Below are 25,812 nucleotides of genomic sequence, written 5' to 3' on the forward strand. Positions count from 1 at the left end.
TCGATAATGTTGAATAAGTATTGATATTGAATTGGCGTAACCGGACTGTCGCGATCCCACGTTAACGCTTGCACGGACTAAGTGATACGGGCGCAAACGTGCGCAGAATTTCCGCGAACTTGGCGCGTCGCCGTCTTCCAACCGATTTTTGTTCGTCTGGCCATTGTGCTCGGCGTCCACCATTCATCCTGCCTTGCATCCGCAATCGGCGAAAGCCAGTGATGCAGATATCCACACCACGCCGGCCTTATGGCCGCAATTGTCCTGCGAACAGGACCGCATATGATCCACCTCAAAATAGTCTCGTTTGCCTCACAAAATCCGGCCCGTCAGACGGAGTTGGCGAGTGCTGTTCATACTCTGAGTGACGGCCACGCCACGATCGTCTTTGCGGAATCCGCGGAGCGGGCCGTGCAAGAGCTTGCCGATGCCGACGTGCTTCTGGCGCATCGTTTCACACCCGAGCTGCTGTCAGCCGGACGAAACCTCCGCTGGGTACACTTGACCATCGCCGGAGTTGAAAAAAGCCTGTTCCCAGAGTTCGTGGACAGCGAGGTTACATTGACCAACAGTCGTGGTTTGCATGCCCGGCCCATGGCCGAATGGGTCATGGCGGCGCTGTACTATTGGTCACAGGACTTGGCGACGGCGGATCGCTGGCGGCGCGAGCGCGAGTGGAAAGAGCCCAAGAAACGCATGACCGAGCGCCGCCGTAACTTGCAGGGTTTGAAAGCGCTGGTCGTGGGGTATGGGGAGGTAGGGCGGGGGATTGCGGCCTTGCTGCATGATAACGGGATCACGGTCGAGGCCGTCGCCACCAAACCTCGTCACGATCTCTGCGAAGTCTACCCGATGGAGCTTCTCGAGGAACGTCTTGAGGAGGCCGACATCGTCGTCCTCGCCCTGCCGGCCACGCGTGCTACGGTGGGACTCTTCAATCGCCGGTTGTTTCCCCTTTTTAAGGACGGCTCGGTACTTGTGAATGTCGCGCGCGGTTCCCTGCTGGATGAGCAGGACCTGCTTACGGCGCTGGACAACGGCAAACCTGCCTATGCACTGCTCGATGTTTTTGCCGACGAGCCGTTGCCCGCGGACTCACCATTGTTCGCGCGGGACAATGTCTTCATGACACCACACGTGTCGGGAAACTTCCCTGAATATACTCGGCAAGTGCATGACATTTTTGCGGCGAATCTTGAACGCTACCTAAACGGCGAACCACTGCAAAGCACCGTAAACAAGAAGCGCGGCTACTAAGCCGCGCTTCTTGTGTCATGCCTTGCGATCCAGTTCAACATCTTCCCATGAGGCCGGATCGTCGAGAGATTCCAGATGAGTGAACAAGGTCACGTCCGGTATCTGTTCGCGGATCTCTGATTCGATGCGTTCCAGAAGCGCGTGGCCGTGGTGTACGGTCCATTCGCCGGGCACCAGAATATGGACGGAAACGAACCGGCGATGCCCGGCCCGGCGCGTGCGCAAGGCGTGGTAGCTAATATTATCCGAGGCAAATTCGTTGAGCGTAGCTTCAATGCGCGCCACCTCATCCGGTTCCAAGGCCGTATCCATGAGTCCCAGAATCGAGCCTTTGACGATACGAATGCCTTCCATCAAGATATGACCGGCGACGGCCACGGCAATCAGCGGATCGAGGATCTGAATCTTGCTCACCGCCACAATTGCCACCGCCACGACTACGCCCACGGAAGTCCACACGTCGGCCAGCAGGTGCCGAGAATTTGCATCGAGAGTGACTGAATTGTGCACACGCGCCGCTCGGCGAATCACCAAGGCGGCGAACAGGTTGATACCCGTCGCCAGGAGATTCACTAGCAGACCGCTGCCGACACCGGTGAGCGCTTGCGGGTTTACAAAACGCTCAAATGCAGCGATAGCAATGCTGGCTGCGGCAAAGATGATTAAGGTGCCCTCAGCGCCGCTGGCAAAGTACTCCGCCTTTCCATGGCCGAAAGCGTGTTCATCATCGGGCGGCCGGGCGGCGACCGCCAGCAGCACAAGTGCGATGACGGCACCGGCAAGATTAACAAGCGACTCCAGCGCATCCGACAGCAGGCCGACAGAACCCGTGAGCTGGTAGGCCCAGGTCTTGAGGGCGATCGTTGCCACAGCGGCTCCGATTGAAAGCCACGCGTAGCGTGTCAGCGACATGCGCCGCTTTTCAGGTGCGTTTGTCATTCCTTCCACGTGATTACTTGAGGACAACCACCGGCACGCTGGCCGAATTGCTGGTGCCGACAAACGTGATGAAGTACTTGCCGCTCGATAAACTCGTCACGTCGAGTGAAATCTGTTGATGGCCCGTAGAAATGTGTCGTTCGGCCGATCGGAACACCTCCCGGCCAAGCAGATCGTAGAGCATGAAGCGGCCGGACTGACTGTTGGCCGATTCCAACGACAGCGTGACCCGGCCATTCACAGGATTCGGATACGCTGACAACAGCATGTCTATTGGCATCGTTGAACGCGGCGAGGCATGGTCAAACGTAAAATCCGCGGCGGCAACGGCGTCCACGATGCCGTGGCCGAGGTCGTTATCGGGTGCACTGGCCTGTGAAGCCGTTGCGAGGATCGCGGCTCGCACCTGCTGCGCGGTCCACTCGGGATTTGCTTCCATGACAAGGGCCGCGATTCCGGCGGCGATCGGCGTCGCCAGCGACGTTCCGGAGGCGCGAAAATAGCCGTCCAATTCCGTCGCGTTTGCACAGAACACATCCGAGCCCATCGTTGCGCAGTCGGGTTTGACGCGGCCATCCGCGGTCGGTCCGGGCGATGAGAATCCAGAGAGAAGGCCAAGCGAGTCCACCGCGCCAATCGCCAATATTGAATCGGCATCGGCCGGCGCGATGACGCTGTTCCACAGTGAACCGCGCTCGTTGCCCTGCGCTGTCACGACGAGAATGCCGCGCCGCTGCGCTTCCGTGACCGCCTGTGTGACGACGGTCGTCTGGCCGTCCATGTCACTTTGATCATACCAGTCAATGTAGCCGAGACTTGACGACGTGATGTCTGCGCCGGCGCTATCTGCCCACTCCATGCCCGCGACATAGTAGTCTTCTTCAACTTCGGTTTCCGTCGGGACGTATTCTGTTTTCGCGAGCATCCACTGCGCGCCATAAGCGGGACCGATGATATTACCGCTGTCCAGTCCGGCCGCCGCACTCAGGCACAGTGTCCCGTGCATGAATTGTCCGGCGGAATCTTCACCCGCCTCATTTGTCACGATAGAATCGTTGTTAATGAAGTCGCGCATGGCGAGGTAGTCGAGCCCGTCCAAACTGGAGTGCAGGGTTTCGAACCCGGTGTCAAGCATACATAACAGGACACCTGCGCCGCTCAAGCCCCGCGCGTGAAGCTCCGGAATGCGGCACAGCTCGTCTTGCCTGTAGCTTGCGCCGTACTCCAAGCTATCGAGCGCATCGCTTGCCCCGCGCGGTGGATCCATACTCACCCGCTGGGAGAATCTGCGAACGGCGCGCACGCAGCTTAGTTCTTCTATTTGAGTCAACTGGGCCGGAGTGGCCGCGACGCTTACGGCATTGAGCCATTTGCTCGCGACGCGAATGTCCGCGCCGGTGGCCCGCACGTGATCAACGTATTGCTGCGCGACGGGCAGGTCGCTGATCATCGTGAGTGGCGCTCCGTTCTTCAAACGGCGCGCGAGCGACCGTTGTGAAACCAGCGCCCGCGCCTCATCCAACGCCCGCAATTCTTGACCCGGGGCAACGGCCTTGTCCGCAAAGAATACCCAATAGCGGGATGACTCGGCGAATGCGGACAAAACGGTGAACAGGATGAGCAGTGCAGTGATGCGAATCATGAAATTACCTCTCTACATGCGATACGAATAGCCCACGCTCCATTCGGTGGGGGCTTTGCCTTCAGTGGGAAGTGACCAGCCAATTTGGATAAGCGAACCGCCTTCAATCTGGCCGAACGCTCCGCCAAACGTGATGCGATGAATGTCCGACCAGATGTACCCGCCGCTTACGGAAATAAGTTTGCCTGCGGCGTATTGCGCGCCAAAGCGCGAGGCCTCATAGCGGTAAGCGACATCCTTGAGCAATGCGCCGTCCCATTGATACGAAAGCGTCATGCGGCGATTGTCTGACCGTGCTGCGATGCCCCATTGAAAAGTCTGCGGGACGACCGACGCTCCGCCGAACGCTCTTTCGATGCGCGCGCCAAAATTCAAGTTTTTGCCCGGCGTCAGCATACCGATGTCAATCGCGTTGCTCCACTTTCCATCGAGCGAGTCGGCGCGCGGATACGAGCGGATCATCCGCACGGTCGCACCGACGGCCAAACGCGACATCGGCTGGTACATGATGGCAACGTAGGGTACGACGTACTTTGTGGCTCCCGGGCGGGTCTGTCCGTCCACGTAAACTCCGGTGCCCATTCGGGAGCCCTCTTCAGACGACGAATTCGCAAAGGCGGCCAGGAGTCGGTCAGTACCGTCACCAGTTGTGTTGCCGAGGCTCATATCGGAGCCCATTCCTTCGAGGGAGGCCAGTCCGGCCGGATTGAAGAGCAGGCTGGAGGGATCACCGGGGGCCGCGACTAGCGCCCCAGCCATAGCTTGGCCGCGCGGGGCGATAACTGGTGCCAGGGGTTGAGCGATGGCGGTCAAAGCGGCGAGCAGCAAGGCAAGAAGAAATATCATAAGCATGAATTTACGACACTTTGAGCGGAGTGGCAACCAGAAAATGGCGGGTCTTTGGAGGTAGGAGTCAGCAATTACTCCTCTCGGGTCACGTACGTAACGCCTCTCTAACAAACGTTAATAAATTTAAAATTAAAGATTTAGAAAAAAATGGGATAAAGAAAGTGGTAAAAAATCGTCTTGACAGGGAAGGTCGAGCTGCTTATATTAGGGCCTGCTTCAAATTATGGTAGGCACAAACGCCGGGTACTGCCCGGCGTTGTTCACCGTAATGGGCAACTGAAGCTCCAAATGATCTTTGACAATGGGAAATGTGCGATTCTGACAGGTTCCGCCCGAACTTAGTCAGAAGGCCCTGAACAATTCAATTTTCGGACAAATTCAGTTGTAGATAATACAACGGAGAGTTTGATCCTGGCTCAGGACGAACGCTGGCGGCGTGCTTAACACATGCAAGTCGAACGAAGTAGCAATACTTAGTGGCGGACGGGTGCGTAACACGTGACTAACTTGCCCTACACTGTGGAATAACGGAGGGAAACTTCCGCTAATACCGCATGTTGAGCGAAGGTGGCATCACCTTTTCTTGAAAGATTTATCGGTGTAGGATAGGGTCGCGGCCTATTAGCTTGTTGGTGGGGTAATGGCCTACCAAGGCGACGATGGGTAGCTGGTCTGAGAGGATGATCAGCCACACTGGGACTGAGATACGGCCCAGACTCCTACGGGAGGCAGCAGTGAGGAATATTGCGCAATGGACGAAAGTCTGACGCAGCAACGCCGCGTGAAGGATGAAGGTGCTCTGCATTGTAAACTTCTGTAGGGAGGGAAGAACCCCCCGTTATTGACGGGGCTGACGGTACCTCCAAAGTAAGCACCGGCTAATTCCGTGCCAGCAGCCGCGGTAATACGGAAGGTGCAAGCGTTGTCCGGATTGACTGGGTGTAAAGGGCGCGTAGGCGGAGAGGTGTGTCGGGAGTGAAATCGTGCGGCTTAACCGTATCAATTGCTTTCGAAACTACCTCCCTTGAGTACAGAAGGGGCAGATGGAATACCTGGTGTAGCGGTGGAATGCGTAGATATCAGGTAGAACACCGGAGGCGAAGGCGGTCTGCTGGTCTGTAACTGACGCTGAGGCGCGAAAGTGTGGGGAGCAAACAGGATTAGATACCCTGGTAGTCCACACCGTAAACGATGATCACTAGTCGTCGGAGGATTCGACCCCTTCGGTGACGGCGCTAACGCATTAAGTGATCCACCTGGGGAGTACGCTCGCAAGGGTGAAACTCAAAGGAATTGACGGGAGCCCGCACAAGCGGTGGAGCATGTGGTTTAATTCGATGCAACGCGAAGAACCTTACCTGGGCTCGAAGTGTAGTGTAAACTCATGAAAGTGAGGTATCCCTTCGGGGAGCGCTACATAGGTGCTGCATGGCTGTCGTCAGCTCGTGTCGTGAGATGTTGGGTTAAGTCCCGCAACGAGCGCAACCCTTGTCCTTAGTTGCCATCAGGTAAAGCTGGGAACTCTAAGGAGACTGCCGGCGTTAAGTCGGAGGAAGGTGGGGATGACGTCAAGTCCTCATGGCCCTTACGTCCAGGGCTACACACGTGCTACAATGGCTGGTACAATACGTCGCAAGACCGCGAGGTGGAGCTAATCGTAAAAAACCAGTCTCAGTTCGGATTGCTCTCTGCAACTCGAGAGCATGAAGTCGGAATCGCTAGTAAACGCGAATCAGCAGGTCGCGTTGAATACGTTCCCGGGCTTTGTACACACCGCCCGTCACACCATGGGAGCCGGTAGGACCCGACGATCCCTCGCCAACCGCAAGGAGGTAAGGATCTAAGGTAAGCCCGGTGACTGGGGTGAAGTCGTAACAAGGTAGCCGTATCGGAAGGTGCGGCTGGATCACCTCCTTTCTAAGGAGAATCCTAAGTGCGAATTCAGTTTTGCACGGGATATGGTCGAAGGCCTTTATGACGTTTTGGCGGAACCTATCAGATCGCACATTTCCCATTGTAATTGAAGACGGAAACAAGGCTGCATGGCAGTCTGCCTTGACCGGCGAGTAAGTCGGTCAAGGTTACGTTCCCGTCGTTTTTTTATTTGTCCGGGCCTGTAGCTCAGTTGGTTAGAGCGCACGGCTGATAACCGTGAGGTCACAAGTTCAACTCTTGTCAGGCCCACTATGGCATTGGGCTTGCGGGTTGGATTGGGGCGTTAGCTCAGCTGGGAGAGCGCCGGCTTTGCAAGCCGGAGGTCATCGGTTCGATCCCGATACGCTCCACATGAGTGTGAGCGTTTGGTTCTATCACAAGATTTTGTAGTTAAGTCTCCGTCGTGGCCAACACTCCTGCCGAGTAGATTAGCCAACAGAACGGGGAGCCGGAAGCGATTCCGGTCCACATTCCGCCGGTGGATGATGAAGCCGGTGAGTTCTACCCTGCGCAAGGGTAGTGTCTTGATCTTTGACAATTGGAAGGTAAAATGCAACTTCGTTTGAAGTTCATTTTTTCTCGAGCATAATAAGATACCGAGGATAGCGATTCAAGGTCTGAGAAGTTTTGGTTTGCGGTTGGCATTCAACGGCAATTCAATAGCTTCGCAAAAGATTTTTGATCAAGCTACTAAGGGCGTTAGGTGGATGCCTTGGCACAAGAAGGCGATGAAGGACGTGGTAAGCTGCGATAAGCGTCGGAGAGGAGCAAACATCCGTAGACCCGGCGATGTCCGAATTGGGAAACCAGATCAGGGTCATGCCTGATCGCAAATGCGACAACCCAGGGAACTGAAACATCTAAGTACCTGGTGGAAAATAAATCAACCGAGATTTCCAGAGTAGCGGCGAGCGAAATGGAAAGAGCCTAAACCCGCGTTGTGTGAAAGCGTTGCAGCGTTGCAGCGTGGGGGTCATGGGGCTAGACAGGGTCGTGCAACCGATCCGAAAGAGTTACAAAACTTATACATAGTCGAACCGTCTGGGAAGTCGGAGCGCAGAGGGTGAAACTCCCGTAGGCGAAATGTATAAGTCTCTTGTCATAGTTCCCGAGTAGGGCGGGGCACGTGAAACCCTGCTTGAAGTTGGGTGGACCATCATCCAAGGCTAAATACTCTCTTGTGACCGATAGTGAACCAGTACCGTGAGGGAAAGGTGAAAAGCACCCCGGGAGGGGAGTGAAATAGTACCTGAAACCTAACGCTTACAAGCTGTAGGAGCTCCGCAAGGAGTGACTGCGTACCTTTTGCATAATGGTCTGGCGAGTTACTCGTCACTGGCAAGGTTAAGTGTCTAAGACACGGAGCCGCAGCGAAAGCGAGTCTGAATAGGGCGAATAGTCAGTGGCGGTAGACGCGAAGCCGGGTGAGCTACGCATGGCCAGGATGAAGTCAGGGTAACACCTGATGGAGGTCCGAACTAATTGGGGTTGAAAACCCACTGGATGAGCTGTGCGTAGGGGTGAAAGGCCAAACAAACTCGGAGATAGCTCGTACTCCCCGAAATATATTGAGGTATAGCCTCAGGGCGTGAGTGCTGGAGGTAGAGCACTGGAAAGGTTAGGGCCGTCACCACGGTACCGTCCCTTACCAAACTCCGAATGCCAGCCACTTGGACCCTGGGAGTCAGCCTACGTGGGATAAGCTGTGTGGACGAGAGGGGAAGAACCCAGACCGCCATTTAAGGCCCCAAAGTGATACCTAAGTGATTAAAGAGGTGGGTCCGCAAAAACAACCAGGATGTTGGCTTAGAGGCAGCCACCATTTAAAGAGTGCGTAATAGCTCACTGGTCGAGTAGATCTGCGCTGAAAATCCACGGGACTCAAGGTATCCGCCGAAAGTGCGGGAAACAATTTATTGTTTCGGTAGGGGAGCATTCCAGTTGCCAACGAAGCGGTAGCGTGAGCAGCCGTGGAGGTCCTGGAAGAGATTATGCCAGAATGAGTAGTGAGAAAACAGGTGAGAAACCTGTTCACCGTAAGCCCAAGGGTTCCTGGGTAAAGTTAATCTTCCCAGGGTTAGTCGGTCCCTAAGTCGCCGCCGAATGGCATAGACGATGGGAACCATGTTAATATTCATGGACCGCCGAAAGTTCGTTTGTACGATGGGGTGACGCAGAAGTGAAAGGACAGCCGGGTGCTGGAAATCCCGGTTCAAGGTCGTAGGCTGGTCAGTAGGCAAATCCGCTGACTAAGGCCGAAAGCCGAATACGAGAGCTTAGCTCATAAAGTGTCCCTAATCATGCTGCCTGGAAAAACCTCTAAGGAGAGCTAAGGCGACCGTACCCGAAACCGACTCAGGTGGGCGAGGAGAGTATCCTAAGGTGCTCGAGAGAACCAAGGTAAAGGAACTCGGCCAACTAACTCCGTAACTTCGGAAGAAGGAGTGCCCGCGCAAGCGGGTCGCAGTGAAGAGGCCCAGGCGACTGTTTACCAAAAACACAGGGCTCTGCGAAGTCGTAAGACGACGTATAGGGCCTGACACCTGCCCGGTGCTGGAAGGTTAAGGGGATCTGTCATGACGCAAGTCGGCAGCAGTGAACCGAAGCCCCAGTAAACGGCGGCCGTAACTATAACGGTCCTAAGGTAGCGAAATTCCTTGTCGGGTAAGTTCCGACCTGCACGAATGGTGTAACGATCTGGGCGCTGTCTCTACCTTGGACTCGACGAAATTGCAATCTCAGTGAAGATACTGGGTTCCCGCGGCAGGACGGAAAGACCCCGTGGACCTTTACTATACCCTGACACTGACATTTAGCTTTTGATGTGTAGGATAGGTGGGAGGCTTTGAAGCTGGCGCGCTAGCGTCGGTGGAGCCAACGTTGAAATACCACCCTTTAACTGTTGAATGTCTAACCTAGGCAACGCCAGAGACACTGTCAGGCGGGTAGTTTGACTGGGGCGGTCGCCTCCCAAAATGTAACGGAGGCGCCCAAAGGTTCCCTCAGCACGGTCGGCAATCGTGCATAGAGTGCAAAGGCATAAGGGAGCTTGACTGCAAGACAAACAAGTCAAGCAGGTAGGAAACTAGGGCTTAGTGATCCGGCGGTAGTGAATGGAAATGCCGTCGCTCATCGGACAAAAGGTACCCCGGGGATAACAGGCTTATCGCCGCCAAGAGTTCACATCGACGCGGCGGTTTGGCACCTCGATGTCGGCCCGTCACATCCTGGGGCTGGAGAAGGTCCCAAGGGTTTGGCTGTTCGCCAATTAAAGTGGCACGCGAGCTGGGTTCAGAACGTCGTGAGACAGTTCGGTCCCTATCCGCCGTGGGCGTAGGAATCTTGAGGAGTGCTGTGCTTAGTACGAGAGGACCGGCATGGACGAACCTCTGGTGTACCAGTTGTGGCGCCAGCTGCAGCGCTGGGTAGCTAGGTTCGGATCGGATAAACGCTGAAAGCATCTAAGTGTGAAACCGACTCCAAGATTAGGATTCCCTGAAGACCCCTTGAAGATGACAAGGTTGATAGGCTACAGGTGTAAGTGTGGTAACACATTCAGCCGAGTAGTACTAATAGGTCGTTCGGCTTGATCAATATAAATTGTCTTCGCAAGCCAACCGCAACCCAAAACTTCGACTGAGAATTGCTACCCTCGGGGCTCGAGAAATTATCGAGTTTCGACGGAGTTGCGCATAAAGCGCGGAGCAGGTGTAACAGCCTGCCCCGCCCCTTCCAATTGTTATTGTTTTTTTCCGCTGGTCATAGAGAAAGGGCCACACCTCTTCCCATTCCGAACAGAGTCGTTAAGCCTTTCTTCGCCGATGGTACTTGCTGGGCAACTGGCTGGGAGAGTAGGGCGTCAGCGGGAATATATTTAGAAAAGCCCTTGACTTTCAGAGTCAAGGGCTTTTTCTTTGGTTGTCATCATCCAGAACTAAATCTTTCATGAAGTTTCTCCTAATCGCTATTTCCTTCGCCATGCTGGCTGTTTCGTGCTCGCATTCCCGGCCTTATGTGTATCATCGGCAAACACACGAGCTGCTGCATAGTGTTTTGTGGATGCAGCGATCGGCTGAGTATCGCGCCGCCTGTGAGACGGTCTACCTGGGCGCATTTGCCGAGCTCGAACGTGCTTTGAGCGACACGACCTGGAGTGCGGCGACCGAGCAGCAGCCGCCGTTCGGCAGGAAGCCGCCCGCGATTATTGTGGACGTTGACGAGACCGTGCTCGATAATTCTCCCTATGAAGCGCGGCTGGTGCTGGACGGATCCAGCTACCCAATGCGTTGGGACGAGTGGTGCTGTGAAGAAAAAGCACCAGCGTTGCCCGGCGCGGTGGAATTCCTGCGCGAGGCGGATCGGCGCGGCGTTGCGATCTTCTACGTGACGAACCGCGACGTGAAGCTCGATGAGTGCACATGGCGCAATTTGCGGGCGCAGGGTTTTCCGCAGACGGCGACGGCCGAACAGGTCATGACCAAAGACGAGCGTGAGGGCTGGGGCTCCGACAAGAGCACCCGACGCGAGTACATTTCCCGCTCGCACCGAGTTATTCAAATCGCCGGAGACAATCTGGATGACTTCGTAGGCTACAAGAAATCCACGGACGAACGGGACGGGCTGGCGAACCAGTACTCAGCTTGGTGGGGAACACGCTGGCTGATGCTGCCGAATCCGGCTTATGGATCATGGGAACGGGCTCTGTTGAATTATGATAACACGATAAGCGACAGTGTCGCCCTGCGCAAGAAATACGACGCACTCCGGCCCGAGCGTTAGGCAGCGTGATCGCCGGAAGTCAGACCAAGCCGCTCCCCGAGCGGCTTGTTTGTGAAGAATAGCAAAATCACTCAGGAATCTCATGTCCGGTGACACGTTACACGTGAAGAACAGTGAATCGTCCACGGTTTAGTGTGCAGGTGTTTTGGCTGTCCGCAGCGCTCTATTGCTTGCAATGCAGCAAGGCACTTAGAATCGCGCCGCTTTACGACGATTGGCCGCTGATAGTCGGCGCCGAGCGCTGCCTGTCCGGCGACGGCGTCGTTCGCGGGCTTCTGAATTTTTTTGAATCGCCCCTCTTCATCATGTGGCGGCCGCTGCACGTCATGCACTTCGCGCTGGCCGACGGCGAGTCACTGTTCTGGGTTCAGTTGGTGAAGCTGGCCGCCATCCTAATCTGTGGCTTGAGTCTTGTTTGGTCGGCCCGTGCGATCGGACTTTCCAGGCCCGCAAGTTACATCGCTGGTGCGGTTCTTTTCCTGCACCAATGTCAAGTGCTTGGTGGCGAGCCGGACTTGATGGGCGACGTTATTGTCACGTTATCGGCGATCCTTGTCGTCGGATTGGTTGGGCAATATGCGTACGGGAAGCGACCGGCTCGCGATTACGCTGCGCTGACCGGTTTGCTCACGGCATTTGCCTGTATGGGCAAAGAGGCGGGAGTTATGATCCCGGTGATTCCGCTTGTCGCCTGGGCCATACGGGATCGGCGTGCGTTGTCGGCGAGGAACGGCCACATGTACGCAATTGCCGTTAGTGCGGCCGTTGTCGCCGCCTATCTTACGATTCGGACGCTCGTGCTCGGACTCCCGCTCAGTGATAGCGGCTCCGATTGGAGTTTTCATTACGGCGGCAATATTCTATACAATATCGCGCTGATTAGCGGCGCGCTCATCTGTCCGGTTTCCACTATCCAGATCTTTCTTCGCAATACTCCGCTGACGATTCTCGCGGTTGTCTGCTCGGCTGTTGTCGCAGGATTGCTCATTTACGGAGTGCTGCGGCTGCGCAAGGATGAAAACCTCAAGCGGGTGATGTGGCTGGTGATACTCTTTGTCCTGATGCAGGGGCCAGCGCTGCTGTTCGAGCATACCAACGAAAGAAACTTCTCGCGATCCCTGCCGTTGGGAATCCTCGCCTGTTCGTTCGCGGTAAGCGCCATCTGGAAACGATCCCGCGCCGGTGTAAAGTTGATGCTTGTGTCTTTGCTGGGAGTTTGGATCGTATTGTCCCAGGCCGCGACGTACGACAAAATAGATGCCATCATGCGTATGCACGCGCGGGGAACGGACTTCCTCGACCAGGTCCAGCATCTGATGCCGACTCCGCCGGATCGTCCTATTCTGTTCGCCTGTGAATCGGCGCCGCAAGGTTACTCGGAGTACGATCAGCCGTTTTGGGTCTTCATGCCCGGCACGTCCGATCTGGGGCTGCAGCATCGCTACCACGCTCCCGGTTTTCGGAGTGACTTTGTCGTGGTTGACTCTCTGGCGGCTTCCCCGGACGCCGATTTCTGGGTTTCAAAGGACGGCAAAGTAGCGCGCTCCCGATGAGATATGCGGTTACGGCCCGGGTCGTGTTTCAATTTGCGGGGTCCAGATCAGCCGATGTTTGTTAATTTGACGCCCGCTATGCTCTCCGGGCCGCGTTGAGAGTTGGTGTGGTCATTTCCGGTACAGCGGCGAATTCCGTTTCAGCCCCGCGATCTCAGCAGATTTATTTGTCAGGCCGCTCGACGAGCGGCTTGTTTTTTGTGGATTTAGTCGCTATATTCCGTATTGGAGAAAAGCCGCAAATGCGGCCATGCTATAACTATAAGCATAACTTTTTCATATGTTTGAAATACCCAAGACGCCGACGGGGACGGCCTTGACCTGCAAGGGCTGGCTACAGGAAGCAGCCTACCGTATGCTTTTGAACAACCTCGATGCTCAGGTCGCCGAGGATCGTGAACAGTTGATCGTCTATGGTGGAACTGGAAAAGCCGCTCGCAACCGGGAAGCATTGCGCCTCATTCTCGATGCATTGCGGAATCTTGAGGCGGACGAAACGCTGCTTGTGCAGTCGGGCAAGCCAGTGGGTGTCGTGAAGACGCACGCCGATGCGCCGCGCGTGCTGATCGCGAATTCGAACCTTGTGCCGCAGTGGGCCACGTGGGAGTATTTTCACGAGCTTGAAGCCAAAGGGCTGATCATGTATGGCCAGATGACAGCGGGCTCGTGGATTTACATCGGAACGCAAGGTATCCTGCAAGGGACTTTCGAGACGTTTGCCGCAGCCGGTCGAAAGCACTTTGGCGGGAGTTTGCGCGGCACTTGGACGCTGACTGGCGGTTTAGGGGGCATGGGCGGCGCGCAGCCACTTGCAGTGACCTTAAATGGCGGCGCCGTGTTGTGTGTCGAAGTGGACCGCGCGCGCCTGCAGCGGCGTGTGGATATCGGCTATTGTGATCGCGCGTGCGAGTCGCTGGACGAAGCGCTCGAGTTGGTCACCGTCGCGGCGCAAAATGAAGAACCGCTGTCGGTCGGCCTATTAGGGAATTGCGCCGACGTGTTTCCGGAGCTTCTGAAGCGCGACAATTTGCCGCACATCGTCACGGATCAGACCTCGGCGCACGATGAGCTGCACGGCTACATTCCGCACGGCATGTCTTACACAGACGCGTTGAAATTGCGCAAGGACGATCCGAAAGAGTATATCAACCGTTCGATGCACTCGATGGCTGTGCACTGCCGCGCGATGAAAGAGATGCAGGACTGCGGCGTGATCGCCTTTGACTATGGCAACAACTTACGCGGCCAAGCGTTGAAAGCGGGCTATGCCGAGGCTTTCGCCTATCCAGGCTTCGTTCCCGCATACGTTCGACCGCTATTCTGTGAGGGCAAGGGCCCGTTCCGCTGGGCGGCTCTGTCCGGGGACCCACAGGATATTTACACCATTGACAAACAGGCGCTCGAGCTTTTCCCCGACGATGAAGGGCTTCAGCGCTGGATTCGCTTCGCCACGCCGAAAATACCATTTCAAGGGCTGCCTGCGCGCATCTGCTGGTTAGGTCAGGGAGACCGCGCGAAGTTAGGGCTCGCGATCAACGATCTGGTGGCGAGCGGCGCGGTTTCGGCGCCGATTGTGATTGGCCGCGATCATCTCGATTGCGGCTCTGTCGCGTCGCCGAATCGTGAAACAGAGGCGATGCTCGACGGATCCGATGCGATTTCCGATTGGCCTTTGCTCAATGCGCTGGTGAATACCGCCAGCGGCGCGACGTGGGTGAGCTTTCATCATGGCGGCGGCGTCGGCATCGGTGCATCGCAGCACGCCGGACAGGTGATTGTCGCCGACGGCACCGCCGAAGCGGCACGGCGCATCGCGCGCGTACTCACCAACGACCCTGCGATGGGCGTTTTTCGACATCACGATGCCGGTTACGAACTCGCTACACAGACTGCACAAACCAAGAACGTCCGGATTCCCGGCCTAAACTACTGACATGAGCTATCAGAACATACTTTGGGAGACTGCCGGACAGGTCGGCATTCTCACTATCAATCGTCCGGCGGCGCTGAACTCTCTGAATGGCGTAACGCTTGACGAGATTGAAACGTGCGTGAACAACGAACTCAACGATGACGTGCGCGCGCTGGTGATCACCGGCGCGGGCGAAAAGAGCTTCGTTGCGGGAGCGGACATCACCGAAATTCACGAACTGACGGCGGCCTCCGGTTGGACGTTCACGGAGCGCGGCAACGGCCTGTTCTCGCGCATCGAGGCCCTGCAAATTCCGGTGATCGCTGCTGTGAACGGCTTCGCACTTGGTGGGGGCTGCGAACTTGCGATGGCCTGTCACCTGCGCATCGCGTCGGAGAAAGCGAAGTTCGGTCAGCCGGAAATCAAATTGGGCATCATACCCGGATACGGCGGTACGCAGCGCCTGGCGCGTTTGGTCGGCACGGGGCGCGCGCTTGACCTGTTGCTCTCAGGTCGCATGGTTGATGCGGCCACGGCGCTGGCCTGGGGGCTGGTCAATGAAGTTGTCGCGCCCGATCAAACGCGAACCCGCGCCGTAGAGCTTGCCACGCAGTTTGCGCAGGCCGCGCCGATTGCCCGCAAGGCGATTCTCGAAGCGGTTTACGCGGGAGCGGGACGTCCGTTGGCCGAGGGATTGAAGGCCGAAGAACGACTCTTCGCGCACTGCTGCAATACGAGCGACAAGAACGAAGGCACGGCGGCTTTCCTCGAGAAACGCGAAGCGCGCTTCACGGGCGAGTAACGGTGGACGCCGTGCTGATACACAACATCGGCCGCTTGGTGACGCCGCACGTGGATGCCGCGGACGATTTGACGCGGCCGGTATTTGCGCTTGAGAATGCGGCCGTTTGGATCGAAGACGGCAGGTTCAAGGACATTGGTTTGAGCTTTGATTTGCTGAAGCGTGTGCCTGCAAGCGTACCGCGGCACGACGCGAATGCACGGCTGATGCTGCCGGGGTTTGTGGATTGTCATAGTCACCCTGCGTTCGTCGGCAATCGCGCGCACGAGTTTTTCTTGCGAAACCGCGGCGCGGATTATCAGGAAATACTCGCGGCGGGCGGCGGCATTCATGCGACGGCCGCGCGCGTAGCGGCGGCGTCTGTCAGTCAAATTGTCACGGAATCTCTGCCGCGGCTCGAATCGTCTCTCGCCGGTGGAGTGACGACTATTGAGTGCAAGAGCGGTTACGGCCTGAATTGGGCGGGCGAGGAAAAGCTGCTCGTTGCTCTGCGCGAACTTTCCAAAATCTGCCCGCAGCACATAGTACGGACTCTGTTGATCCACGCCGTGCCGCAAGAGTGGCGCGAGCGCCGCGCCGAATTCTTGGAGACTGTCATCGATGAGATGATTCCAGAGACGCGCGAGCGTGCCTTGGCCGAACGCGTGGACGTGTTTTGTGAAGAAGGCGCATTCACTGTAGACGAAGCGCGCTCCATTCTCGCGGCCGGCCGTGCGTGTGGACTCGACATGACGATTCACGCTAATCAATTCGGGCATTCCGGCGGCGCGCTGTTAGCCGCGGAGCTGGGGACGCGGAGCGCCGATCATCTCGAATATCTGAATGAATCTGAAATGCGCTCTTTGGCCGCCGCGAATGTGGTTGCCGTCGCCCTTCCCGCGTGTGTCTATTTCATGAACACGATTCCCTATCCGCCGCTGCGGCAGATGATAGCCGCCGGCTTGCGCGTGGCCATTGCGACTGACATGAACCCCGGCACGGCGATGACCGAGTCCATACCGTTCTGCATGACGACCGCCGCTATCTATGGCAAGCTATCCGCGGCTGAACTACTGTGGGCCGTGACGTATGACGCCGCTCGCGCGTTAGGCCGGGAAGGCGTAGCCGGAGTGATTGAGAGCGGCCGTCCCGCGGATTTTGCTCTGTGGGGCGTGCCCGATCTCGAATCGTTGGTTTACTACATGGGGCAATGCACCGCCGACGAAGTTTGGATTGGCGGCGAGTTAGTCTTCGAACACGCCAGCCTGCTGCGGCGATACTAAACACATCGGATGATGCGTTCCCTGATTGTTGATCTCAATCAATTGCGCGACGGTTTAACCGACTGGCGCCTGCTCCGTGTCTCGGGCAGCGAGTTTCTATCGGCGGAACTTCTGGCGGCCGAACCAGGGCGCTGTCAAGAGCTATCACTGGATGGCTTCGCCAGCACGAGAATAATTCATTCACTCGCCGAAGACGTCGTGGTGATCGTCGAACCTGAGCCGCTGGCTCCGGCGCTGTGCGCGGTTCACGGCGAGCGTTTTACGGTCGGGTATACGACATATAAAGGGGCGGCTCGCGTCCTGCCGCAGCTCGCAGAGCTGCGCGACCCTGTGGGCCCTCGGTCAGCCGGTCCGCTGAGCGCTGCGCTCGATAACTTGGCGTTGCTCTGGGACCGCCGATGTCACGCGCGGGCGCTCGAATGCGTGCAAAGCGAGCCACGGCTTGATCGCGAAGGCCCGGATTATTTTGATGCGATCGAGACGCGCCTGCGCAATTTCTTCTCGCCGGACCACATTGAGATCGCTCCTCTCACGGCATCAATCTACTGGCCTGATCGTCCTGACGGCTGGTCGTGGATCTACGCGTCACGCCCCGAGTATCAATGGCCCGTGCCGCTGGCTCCCGACTACGAGAGCACTCTGTTGGGCCGGGGTACCGCGGAACACGTGACTCGTTTGGACGAGCAGGTTCTGTCGTTGCCACCGTTCGACGCCAGCGGTGGATTGCGCAGCGGAATTTTCATTCCGTTGTCGTTTCGCGGTCAGCGCTATGGCGTAGTCAAGTTGATTCTCGCGCGTCCCGCAGTGGCGTCGGTCTCGGAACTGGCGGTGCTGCCGACGCTGCAATACGGCCTATCGCTCATATTCGATCGCACCGCGCAGCATTTGCGTACGCAGCGGATGGCCATGGTGGATGGGCTGACGAATCTGTTCAACCATCGCTTTTTCCTGACGCAGCTGCGCACTGAATTCCAGCGGTCGCTGCGATATGGCGGCGTGATGACCCTGCTGATGATTGACGTGGACGGTTTCAAGAATTACAACGACACCTATGGACACCAGTCCGGAAACCGCGTGCTCGCTTGGGTCGCGGCACAGATTCGTCGGACGGTCCGCGACATTGACGTTGTGGCGCGTTATGGCGGTGAGGAATTCGCGTTGATATTGCCGGAAGTGAAAGCGGAACAGGGACTGATTGTCGCCGAGAAGATTCGAAAAGTCGTTTCATCCACGGACATTATGTCGGACGCGGGCGAACGGCTTGCGCCGATCACGATTTCAGTAGGCGTGACCGACAGCACGGGCTGCAAGAGTCCGGAGGACATGATTGACCGCGCCGACAGGGCGCTGTACTGGGTCAAACGCAACGGCCGCAATTTGGTCAGACTGGCGACGCTCGACTAATGAACGGTCCCGCCCTGCGCATATTACATGTCGCGTCGGAGGTTGCGCCGTTCTCGAAGTCGGGAGGTCTGGCGGATGTGTGCGCATCGCTACCCGAGGCTTTGGCGCTGCACGGCCATGAGAACGTCGTAATCTCGCCGCATTACGGATCGCTGCGCGGCCTGGCGCCGCATCCAACCACACTGCGCGCAACGCTGGTGCTGAATCATCGCGCGTTTGAAATTGAATACGTTGAACAGCGCGACACGGTCCGGAATCTGCGGCTCGTCTTCGTGCGCTGCGATGAGATCTATTCGCGCAGCGGCTACTATTATGACCCGCTGACGAATCGGGACTACGATGACAACGATGTTCGATTCGCCGTGTTGGCCTGTGCTGCGCTGCATTGGTGCCGCCTGACCGATTGGCAGCCCCACATCGTCCATGGTCATGATTGGCAGACCGGGACCTTACCGCTCTTCATGCGGTCGCCACGCTTCGAGTCATATTTTGACAGCTCGCGTTTCGTGCTGACAATCCATAACATGGCCTTCCAAGGGCGCTTTCATCCGGGCTCGCGTGTCTGGGTGGATCACGCGGAGGATCGTGCCGGCCCCGGCGGCGCGGCTGAGTTTCTCGGCACGTTCTCATACCTGAAGCTCGCCATTGACCTAGCCGATGCAATTAACACCGTCAGTCCCACCTACGCGCATGAATTGCGGACGGTGGAGCATATGGGATTTGGCTTGGGCGCGCTCCTTCACAGTCGCCATATGCACTTCTCCGGCATTCTCAACGGAATTGACACTCATGTTTGGAATCCCGAGACGGATGAACTTCTGGCGGCGCGTTACACGAGCACAACACTGGCCCAGCGCAACCGAAATAAACGGGCGCTCTGTGAACGGTTCAGCCTTCCGTACGAGCAAACGATGCCGTTGGTAGGAATGGTCTCCCGCATATCCGATCAGAAAGGATTCGGTATCGTGCTTCCGGTGATCGGCGAGCTGATCAGCGGTCCGGCGCAGATCGTCATATTGGGCAACGGTGATCCGGAATTTGAACGTCAACTCCGTGCCGCGGAGTACGCCTATCCGCATCGCGTGAAATTGATCACGAGTTACGACGAGCCTTTGGCGCACTTAATTTACGGTGGCTGCGACATCTTCCTGATGCCGTCACTATTCGAACCGTGCGGTCTCAGCCAAATGATGGCGCTGCGCTATGGCGCTCCCGTCGTCGCCCGCGAAACGGGCGGACTGGCCGATACGATATCGGATGTGGCGCGCGATCCCGTGCAGGGTACCGGATTTCTCTTTCACGAATTTGAACCGCGGGCCCTTGCCTACGCATTGAAGCGGTCGTTCCAGACGTTCCGTAATTTGGACAAGTGGCGCGGACTGCAGCGGCACGGCATGAAGCAGGATTTCAGTTGGCGTCGCTCAGCCCGGGTGTACGAAGAGATGTACCGCCGCGCACTGCACAACCCGCGCTTCGCCGGATGAAGATTTCTCTGCTCTTGGTGCTCTATTGCACCGCGGCAATCGCGCAAACGACCGTACGTGTGGACACAATCGTGTCTGCGGCCAGTACTTTCTTGCGAAAGCCCGCCGCAATAGCCGTCGGCGTAGATGGCATTCTCTATATTGCGGATACCGGCAATCATCGCCTGGTAGCGCTCGACAGCATTGGCACGATTCTGTTTGAGAGTTCGTCCGGTGGCTCGGGCGGTGACTTGCGTTGGCCTGGTGACGTCACCGTCGGAGCGGCGGGTAAAGTGTTGGTTTCGGATGCCGGCAATCGCCGCATCGTGGAATTTTCGCGGCTGTTGGAGTGGCGCGGCGAACTGACGCTTAATAGCGCAGAGGGTGACGCGCTCGAACCGCGGGCGATTGCCGCGACTCCATCGGGTGGGCTTTATGCGTTCGAGTCTGACGAAGGCGAATTGCGACGTTACGACAGCTTCAACACGCTCATCGCGAAGATTGGCGGTCGTTCAGGCCGGTCGCTGGCGGGAATCCTGGACCTATCCGCATCCGATGCGGGAGGCGTATTCTGGATTGACGCTCGTGATCATGCAATCTACACAACGGACGCATTGCTCAGCGCGCCGCATCGGCTGACCAGCACACAATTTCCCTTAGTACATCGGATTGTTGCGGTGGATTCCAGTTGGATCGCCGTCACGGACAGCGGTCTCGCCCGCGGCGATTTGCGAGACGCCGCGCCTGCATGGCTATCCGGACTTGACCTTGGCACGTCGGCGCTGGCGGACTGTGATATCGCCGCCCGGTCGGCCCAGCAACTATTCCTATTGGACTCTCGCCGCGGAGCACTGTTCCGCCTTTGGTGGCCATAAGCAAACTGCACCGGCCGCTCTTTGTCGGCGCACCATGGATCCTGCTAAGCCTGGTGTTGAAGTTATGTGCCTGCGATGTTGCTGTTACGACCGCGCAGAGCATTCTGCCGGTCCGCTTCACGACACTTGAGTTTACCTCTTCTCAAGGCGATACTCTCTTTGAATTGCCCGCGCTCTGGCTGTTGACGGATTCGTTGCGCGCCGAACGCCGCGGGCAAGTTCTCGAACCGTTGCGCGATTACCGGATTGTCACGCCAGGCAGCAAGTTGGGGCTCTGCGCACCGTTGGCGCCCGGCGATACGCTTCGTGTTTATGCCGCCTACCTGCCTGTCCCGTTGCTCAGGTCTTATGCGCGCCGCTCACTGCGCGATCTTGAGCGCTTTGTTCCGGTGCGCGACACGACGGTCGCGAGCAGCGCATTTGGTGCGGCAGGTGAAGAGTCATCGTGGTCCGCACTTCGGCGCAGCGGTTCGCTGATTCGCAGCGTTCAGATTGGCACGAATCAGGATCTTGCATTTGAATCGGCGCTATCACTGCAAGTGGAAGGCCGGGTCGGTTCGAACGTGGATGTTGTCGCGGCTCTGAGTGATCAGGACTTGCCGATTCAACCTGAAGGAACCACGGAGTCCATCCGCGAATTGGACAAGGTTTATGTCACGGCGCGCTCGCCAAACCTCGAAGCGACGATCGGTGACTACGAACTAAGTTGGCCTGGCCGTCGTTATGACAGCTATTTTCGCAAATTATCGGGGCTGCAAGCCGGCGCGAGAACGCATGGAGTGGCCGCAGTAGTCTCCGCCGCGGTAAGTCGGGGCGAATTCCACACGAACCGGTTCGCAGGCGAAGAGAGCGTTCAGGGTCCGTACCAGCTTTCCGGCAAGAATGGCGAGACCGGCATCGTCGTGCTCGCGGGCACTGAGCGCGTGTGGCTCGATGGTCTGGAATTGCGGCGCGGCATTGAGAATGACTACACGGCGGACTACGCGGCCGGACAGCTTACTTTCACGTCACGGCGGCTGATTACCTCGGACTCGCGCATCGTCGTCGAGTTTGAGTATGCCAACGAGGATTTTGAGCGGCAATATCTGGGAGCACGGACAAGCCTCACAGCGCCGCGCATGCCGGTCAGCGCGTATGTCACTTACATATCAGAGAGCGACGACCGCACGCGGCCGTTGGGACTTTCGTTTGACGACGCCGAGCGGGCGCAGCTCATCGCGGCTGGTGACAGCAGCATCGGCGCATTCGGCAACAGTGCGGATTCGCTCGGGGCAAACAGGGGCGACTACGTTCGTCGGGACACGCTCTACGCGGGAACGGTCTATTCCATTTTTGTATACGTCGCGCCGGATACTACGGGCATCCCGCAAGGCGAGTGGCAGGTGTTCTTTGATGACTTCGGTGCAGGGCAGGGTGACTACGAGGCAACGGCGGACGCCCTTGGGCGAACATCCTTCACGTGGATTGCGCCGAACGGCGGACGCTATCGCCCGGCGCGGCGCCTGCCGCAGCCGACTCGTGCCGATTTGTTCGCGGTCCGTATTGAACGCGACACCGCGATCGGCTTTCGTGCTCTTGCTGAAGCGTCTCTGACCAATTCAGATTTGAATACGTATTCCGCACGCGACGACGCCGACAACGACGGCGGCGCGGCAAGCGTTGAATTGGGTTACAACCGTCCTGAGTTGGGAATTGGCGGCTATCGTTTGCGGCAAATCAGCGCGAGTGTCGCGGCGCGCACGCGCGGTCGGACCTATCGCGATGTTTCGCGCAGCGATGAAATCGAGTTCGATCGCGATTGGGCGGCTTCCGTCATTCGGCAAGCGACCGAACGCGTCGGCGAGGCGAATCTGGCGCTTGCCCCGATCCGTAACTGGACATTACGCGGCGGTGCCGGTCTGCTCAATCGTGAGGAGATTCTGGACAGTCGGCGTTTCAATCTCGGCAGCTCGTTTGCACCGGGAAAGCTCTTTGCAATAAAGGTCGAGCATACGGCCATCGTCACCGATGACAGCACCGCTGATTTACACACGGATTGGATTCGACAACACGCGGACGGCAGCGCCCGGTGGCGCATGCTGTCGCCGCGTCTGAATGTGAATCGTGAGCGGCGGCTGACCGATTCACGCTATGCGCTGACCGGCTTCCGCTTCGTCGAGTGGAACGCGGGAAACTTATGGCAGTTGACGAACCAGCTTAGCCTTGACGGTGAGTATGGCGCGCGCCAAGACGATGCCCGGACCGCTGGCGCCAGTTTTCGCAAGGCGTCCGCCGCAAAGACGTACGCGGGCGAATTGCGTTGGCAGCCTCTCGATATCGGGCGCGGTTCGCTGCGCTGGACACATCGTGAAAAGTCCTTTGAGTCGTCGGATTCTGTGGCCGCGTCGTCGGATGCGGGCCGCTTGGAGCTTCTGTTGGCTCCACGCAGCCGGCTGTATGAAGTCAATCTGCTCTATGACGCTCTGAAATCGCGCACCGAGCAGCAGTTGCAGGTCTTCGTGCCGGTGTCTCCGGGTACGGGCGACTACCGGTTGGAAAACGGCGTCTACCTGCCGGATGACCAGGGCGATTTCATCCTCGTGTCGCGCAACACCGGCGGTTTTGAGCCCTCGTCCGAACTGCGAGCGAATGCCGTGCTGTGGTTTCGCCCCGACGAAACGCGGCGCGCGGGAGACGAGCTTTGGCGCAAGTTCGCGTTCGAAACGGAAGCATCGGTGGAAGAACGGACGCGTTCCGCGTTATCTCTGTCGCTTTTGCTGCTGGATCGCGCAAAGCTGCGCACCCCCGAGACAATTGACGGCCGCTTCTCGGTGCGGCAGGATGTGCATTTCAACCGGCTGTCGCGACAATTCTCGGTGCGGCTTCGCGGAGTGAACTCGGCGGCGCAAGTGTCGCGGTTCACGAATGGTTCGCAGCAATCCGTGCGGCACGAAGGCGCGCTGCGCGTGCGCTATCGCTATGTTGAGCCGCTGCGCGCCGAGGTCGAGCTGTCGAGCGAGTTGGATCGCACGCTCTTCGAAGGAGTGTCCATTGCCAGCACGGACGTTCGTCGCGATCATATCAGCCACGATCTGCTCTGGACGATCACGGAGCGCTGGGAGACCGGGCTGGCTCTGTCCGGCGTCGAATCACGCGATGAACGAAGCCGCACGCAAGCCTCTGTGCGTGAAGCGGCGCCGCGAATTGGTTATACACGTTTTCGGCAGGGCAGGGTGGACGCGGAATTTCGTTGGCTGCGGGTGTCGTCGAATCGCGCACGTCTGCCGCAAGAGCTGGCGTCCGGCGGGAATCGCGGCGACAACTTCCGCTGGTCAATGCGAGCGACGCTGGCATTCTCAGCAAACTTCTCGGGATCTGTTAATTACACGGGCCGTTTGGATTCCGGGGAAGCAACGCAGCATATTGGCCGCGTGGAAGTGCGGGCGACCTTTTGATGCGTGCGCTGTGCATCCTGCTTCTACTGAGCTCGCTTGTTGTACCAAGTGCGGCCACGGACATTCCCAATTTGCGAGTGTCCGGTCGCGCAACGCGAGCAGAAGTGCAAGGTTGGATCAAGGCCGTGCCGCCCGCCGATTCTGCACGCGTTGCTGAACGGATCGTGGATTCACTGTTTGCCCGCGGCTGCTTTGGGGCAGCCGTCCATCGCGCCGAAGATACGCTCGTCGTGGCGGCCGGAAATCAATATCGCATCTCCGGTCTGCGCGTGCTTGGAGATTCACTGCTCCTGTCGGCCGTGGACTATGCGCGGTTCGAACTGCGCCCCGGCGTTCCTGCGGAAGCCTGGCGAGTCGAGTCCGCCGTGGAGGCGATGCTGACCCTTTGCGAGAATCGTGCACATCCGTTTGCACAGGTAGACGTGGACTCCCTGCAAATTGACGAAACCGCGGAAAGCGTCGTTTTGCATCTCAAGCTGCTCGGCGGTCCGCGCATCGCTCTCGATTTCATCGAGTTTGAAGGCAACGCGATTTCGCAGTCGCGCCTGCTGCGACGCGAGTCCGGTCTGCGGCCGGGTGAACCATACGACGCACGGCGCGTCAAACTGGCGCAGCGCAAGCTGGCGCAATTGGAATATCTGCGCCGGGTGAGTGCGCCGCGGTTGGTCATCAACGACGCCGGACAAAGCGGCCTGCTGTTCGCCGTCCAAGAAAGCCGGCTGTCGCGTCTGGATGTTGTAGCGGGACTCTCCCCTGAAGCAGAAGGCGAAGCCCAGACGGTTACCGGGCTCGCGGACTTGCAATTTCTCAATTTGTTTGGTACAGGCCGCCGGGGTAAGATCTACTGGCAGCGGCCTGCGAGCGGAGTGCAGGAACTCTCCCTGGCATGGCGGGAAGTGTGGTTGGCTGGTACACCGTTGCGCGCCGACGCGTCATTTGCGCAGCGGGTGGAAGACACACTCTACGTGACTCGCCGCTACGGTGCGCGACTCGCCTATCCACTCGGCGCGGGCGCGGAGATCTTCACAGGCATTGCCCGCGAGGAGTTGCTGGCCGATTCCGGCGCGGAGATTCAGTTGGACTTAGTGGCCAATCATACGGTGTTGCTGGAGGGCGGTTTAAGCGTGGACACGCGCGACCACCTCAGTAATCCGCGGAGCGGCCTGCGGTTCGAGACATCTGCAGCTCGCGGTCAGCGCATGACGGATCATCCACCGGCGGGCAGTACGAAAACGGAGTTTGAGCAGCGGCGCGCAGCTCTTGATTTTGAGGTCAATCACGAGCCGTGGCTCTATTGGATTCTGCATGGTTCCGTCCACGCGCGGCTATTGCTTTCAGATGAACCCGAGATTCCCGTGTCCGACTTGCACCGCATCGGCGGCGCGCGCACGTTGCGCGGCTATCGGGAAGAGCAGTTTCTGGGATCTGAGGTCAGTTGGGCCACGATAGAAGCTCGTTATTGGTTAGGACCGGCTTCCCGTCTCGCGCTGTTCACGGACGGCGGCGTGATTTCACGCGAATACCGCGCAGGGACAAGCGGAGATCGCCGGCCGACGCTCTACCGGACGGCCTATGGAGTAGGATTGCGTTTGGAGACGGGAGTGGGAGTATGGGGTGTTGATTACGGCATTGCGTCTGGCGATTCGCCGTTGAATGGCCAGTTGCACGTGTCGCTTTTGAGTCTATTTTAGTCCCGGGCAGTTGTC

The 25,812-nt window shown here is 57.9% G+C and carries 14 protein-coding genes, 2 tRNA genes and 3 rRNA genes; 16 read left to right on the top strand and 3 right to left on the bottom strand.

Annotated features, from left to right (window positions below):
* The first annotated feature begins 282 nt into the window (after positions 1-282).
* The gene (locus tag IPH10_07585) at positions 283-1,257 is read left to right on the top strand and encodes a D-2-hydroxyacid dehydrogenase (protein ID MBK6910782.1); all 975 of its coding nucleotides are present in this window, start codon (positions 283-285) and stop codon (positions 1,255-1,257) included.
* A gap of 15 nt (positions 1,258-1,272) precedes the next feature.
* On the opposite strand, the gene IPH10_07590 is transcribed toward IPH10_07585, so the two are convergent.
* Genes IPH10_07590 through IPH10_07600 form a run of 3 tightly spaced genes read right to left on the bottom strand, consistent with a single transcriptional unit; the run spans position 1,273 to position 4,684 of the window.
* A complete protein-coding gene (locus tag IPH10_07590; protein MBK6910783.1) occupies positions 1,273-2,196 on the bottom strand; it encodes a cation transporter in 924 nt (307 codons plus the stop codon).
* Positions 2,197-2,209: 13 nt separating this feature from the next.
* Entirely contained in the window at positions 2,210-3,838 is a 1,629-nt protein-coding gene (locus tag IPH10_07595) for a S8 family peptidase (GenBank protein ID MBK6910784.1), read from the bottom strand.
* 12 nt (positions 3,839-3,850) lie between these two features.
* Positions 3,851-4,684: a hypothetical protein gene (locus IPH10_07600; protein MBK6910785.1), complete on the bottom strand. Its 834-nt coding sequence runs from the start codon at positions 4,682-4,684 to the stop codon at positions 3,851-3,853.
* 396 nt (positions 4,685-5,080) lie between these two features.
* Between IPH10_07600 and IPH10_07605 the strand changes: the two genes are divergently transcribed.
* The 15 genes from IPH10_07605 to IPH10_07675 all read left to right on the top strand — a co-directional run bounded on the left by IPH10_07605 (position 5,081) and on the right by IPH10_07675 (position 25,797).
* A 16S ribosomal RNA gene (locus tag IPH10_07605) occupies positions 5,081-6,604 on the top strand.
* A 193-nt stretch (positions 6,605-6,797) separates the two neighbouring features.
* Positions 6,798-6,871, top strand: a tRNA-Ile gene (locus IPH10_07610).
* A 28-nt stretch (positions 6,872-6,899) separates the two neighbouring features.
* Positions 6,900-6,972: transfer RNA gene (locus tag IPH10_07615), tRNA-Ala, on the top strand.
* A gap of 330 nt (positions 6,973-7,302) precedes the next feature.
* A 23S ribosomal RNA gene (locus IPH10_07620) occupies positions 7,303-10,216 on the top strand.
* Positions 10,217-10,373: 157 nt separating this feature from the next.
* A 5S ribosomal RNA gene (gene rrf / locus IPH10_07625) occupies positions 10,374-10,490 on the top strand.
* The 16S, 23S and 5S rRNA genes sit together here with 2 tRNA genes alongside, the layout of an rRNA operon.
* Positions 10,491-10,567: 77 nt before the next feature.
* Entirely contained in the window at positions 10,568-11,401 is an 834-nt protein-coding gene (locus IPH10_07630; GenBank protein ID MBK6910786.1) for a 5'-nucleotidase, lipoprotein e(P4) family, read from the top strand.
* Between the two features lie 113 nt (positions 11,402-11,514).
* Positions 11,515-12,954, top strand: coding sequence for a hypothetical protein (locus IPH10_07635; GenBank protein MBK6910787.1), 1,440 nt, complete (start codon positions 11,515-11,517; stop codon positions 12,952-12,954).
* A gap of 280 nt (positions 12,955-13,234) precedes the next feature.
* On the top strand, positions 13,235-14,887 hold the full coding sequence (gene hutU, locus IPH10_07640) for a urocanate hydratase (protein MBK6910788.1): 1,653 nt from the start codon (positions 13,235-13,237) through the stop codon (positions 14,885-14,887).
* Position 14,888: 1 nt separating this feature from the next.
* Positions 14,889-15,668, top strand: coding sequence for an enoyl-CoA hydratase/isomerase family protein (locus IPH10_07645; GenBank protein ID MBK6910789.1), 780 nt, complete (start codon positions 14,889-14,891; stop codon positions 15,666-15,668).
* Positions 15,669-15,679: 11 nt separating this feature from the next.
* The gene (locus IPH10_07650; protein MBK6910790.1) at positions 15,680-16,930 is read left to right on the top strand and encodes an imidazolonepropionase; all 1,251 of its coding nucleotides are present in this window, start codon (positions 15,680-15,682) and stop codon (positions 16,928-16,930) included.
* A 9-nt stretch (positions 16,931-16,939) separates the two neighbouring features.
* Positions 16,940-18,334 (top strand): GGDEF domain-containing protein, encoded by a 1,395-nt coding sequence (locus tag IPH10_07655; protein MBK6910791.1) that lies wholly within the window; start codon positions 16,940-16,942, stop codon positions 18,332-18,334.
* Complete coding sequence (locus IPH10_07660; GenBank protein ID MBK6910792.1) at positions 18,334-19,818, top strand: glycogen synthase; 1,485 nt, start codon at positions 18,334-18,336, stop codon at positions 19,816-19,818. Before IPH10_07655 ends, IPH10_07660 begins: the two co-directional genes overlap by 1 nt.
* The gene (locus IPH10_07665) at positions 19,815-20,672 is read left to right on the top strand and encodes a hypothetical protein (protein MBK6910793.1); all 858 of its coding nucleotides are present in this window, start codon (positions 19,815-19,817) and stop codon (positions 20,670-20,672) included. Before IPH10_07660 ends, IPH10_07665 begins: the two co-directional genes overlap by 4 nt.
* Positions 20,663-24,106 carry a hypothetical protein gene (locus tag IPH10_07670; protein MBK6910794.1) on the top strand — a complete coding sequence of 1,148 codons (3,444 nt, stop codon included), beginning with the start codon at positions 20,663-20,665 and terminating at the stop codon, positions 24,104-24,106. The genes IPH10_07665 and IPH10_07670 overlap by 10 nt, the downstream gene beginning before the upstream one ends.
* Positions 24,106-25,797, top strand: a complete 1,692-nt coding sequence (locus IPH10_07675) for a BamA/TamA family outer membrane protein (GenBank protein ID MBK6910795.1) — start codon at positions 24,106-24,108, stop codon at positions 25,795-25,797. Before IPH10_07670 ends, IPH10_07675 begins: the two co-directional genes overlap by 1 nt.
* Positions 25,798-25,812: the final 15 nt, after the last annotated feature.

This window comes from bacterium (assembly GCA_016702305.1).
Taxonomy (GTDB): domain Bacteria; phylum Electryoneota; class RPQS01; order RPQS01; family RPQS01; genus JABWCQ01.

What these genes read in the sequence shown, in the direction of transcription:
- IPH10_07675 (MBK6910795.1), top strand. Translation starts at nt 24,106, where the DNA reads ATGCGTGCGCTGTGCATCCTGCTTCTACTGAGCTCGCTTGTTGTACCA.
- IPH10_07590 (MBK6910783.1), bottom strand. Translation starts at nt 2,196, where the DNA reads ATGACAAACGCACCTGAAAAGCGGCGCATGTCGCTGACACGCTACGCG.
- IPH10_07660 (MBK6910792.1), top strand. Translation starts at nt 18,334, where the DNA reads ATGAACGGTCCCGCCCTGCGCATATTACATGTCGCGTCGGAGGTTGCG.
- hutU (MBK6910788.1), top strand. Translation starts at nt 13,235, where the DNA reads ATGTTTGAAATACCCAAGACGCCGACGGGGACGGCCTTGACCTGCAAG.
- IPH10_07585 (MBK6910782.1), top strand. Translation starts at nt 283, where the DNA reads ATGATCCACCTCAAAATAGTCTCGTTTGCCTCACAAAATCCGGCCCGT.
- IPH10_07630 (MBK6910786.1), top strand. Translation starts at nt 10,568, where the DNA reads ATGAAGTTTCTCCTAATCGCTATTTCCTTCGCCATGCTGGCTGTTTCG.
- IPH10_07600 (MBK6910785.1), bottom strand. Translation starts at nt 4,684, where the DNA reads ATGATATTTCTTCTTGCCTTGCTGCTCGCCGCTTTGACCGCCATCGCT.
- IPH10_07665 (MBK6910793.1), top strand. Translation starts at nt 19,815, where the DNA reads ATGAAGATTTCTCTGCTCTTGGTGCTCTATTGCACCGCGGCAATCGCG.
- IPH10_07595 (MBK6910784.1), bottom strand. Translation starts at nt 3,838, where the DNA reads ATGATTCGCATCACTGCACTGCTCATCCTGTTCACCGTTTTGTCCGCA.
- IPH10_07655 (MBK6910791.1), top strand. Translation starts at nt 16,940, where the DNA reads ATGATGCGTTCCCTGATTGTTGATCTCAATCAATTGCGCGACGGTTTA.
- IPH10_07645 (MBK6910789.1), top strand. Translation starts at nt 14,889, where the DNA reads ATGAGCTATCAGAACATACTTTGGGAGACTGCCGGACAGGTCGGCATT.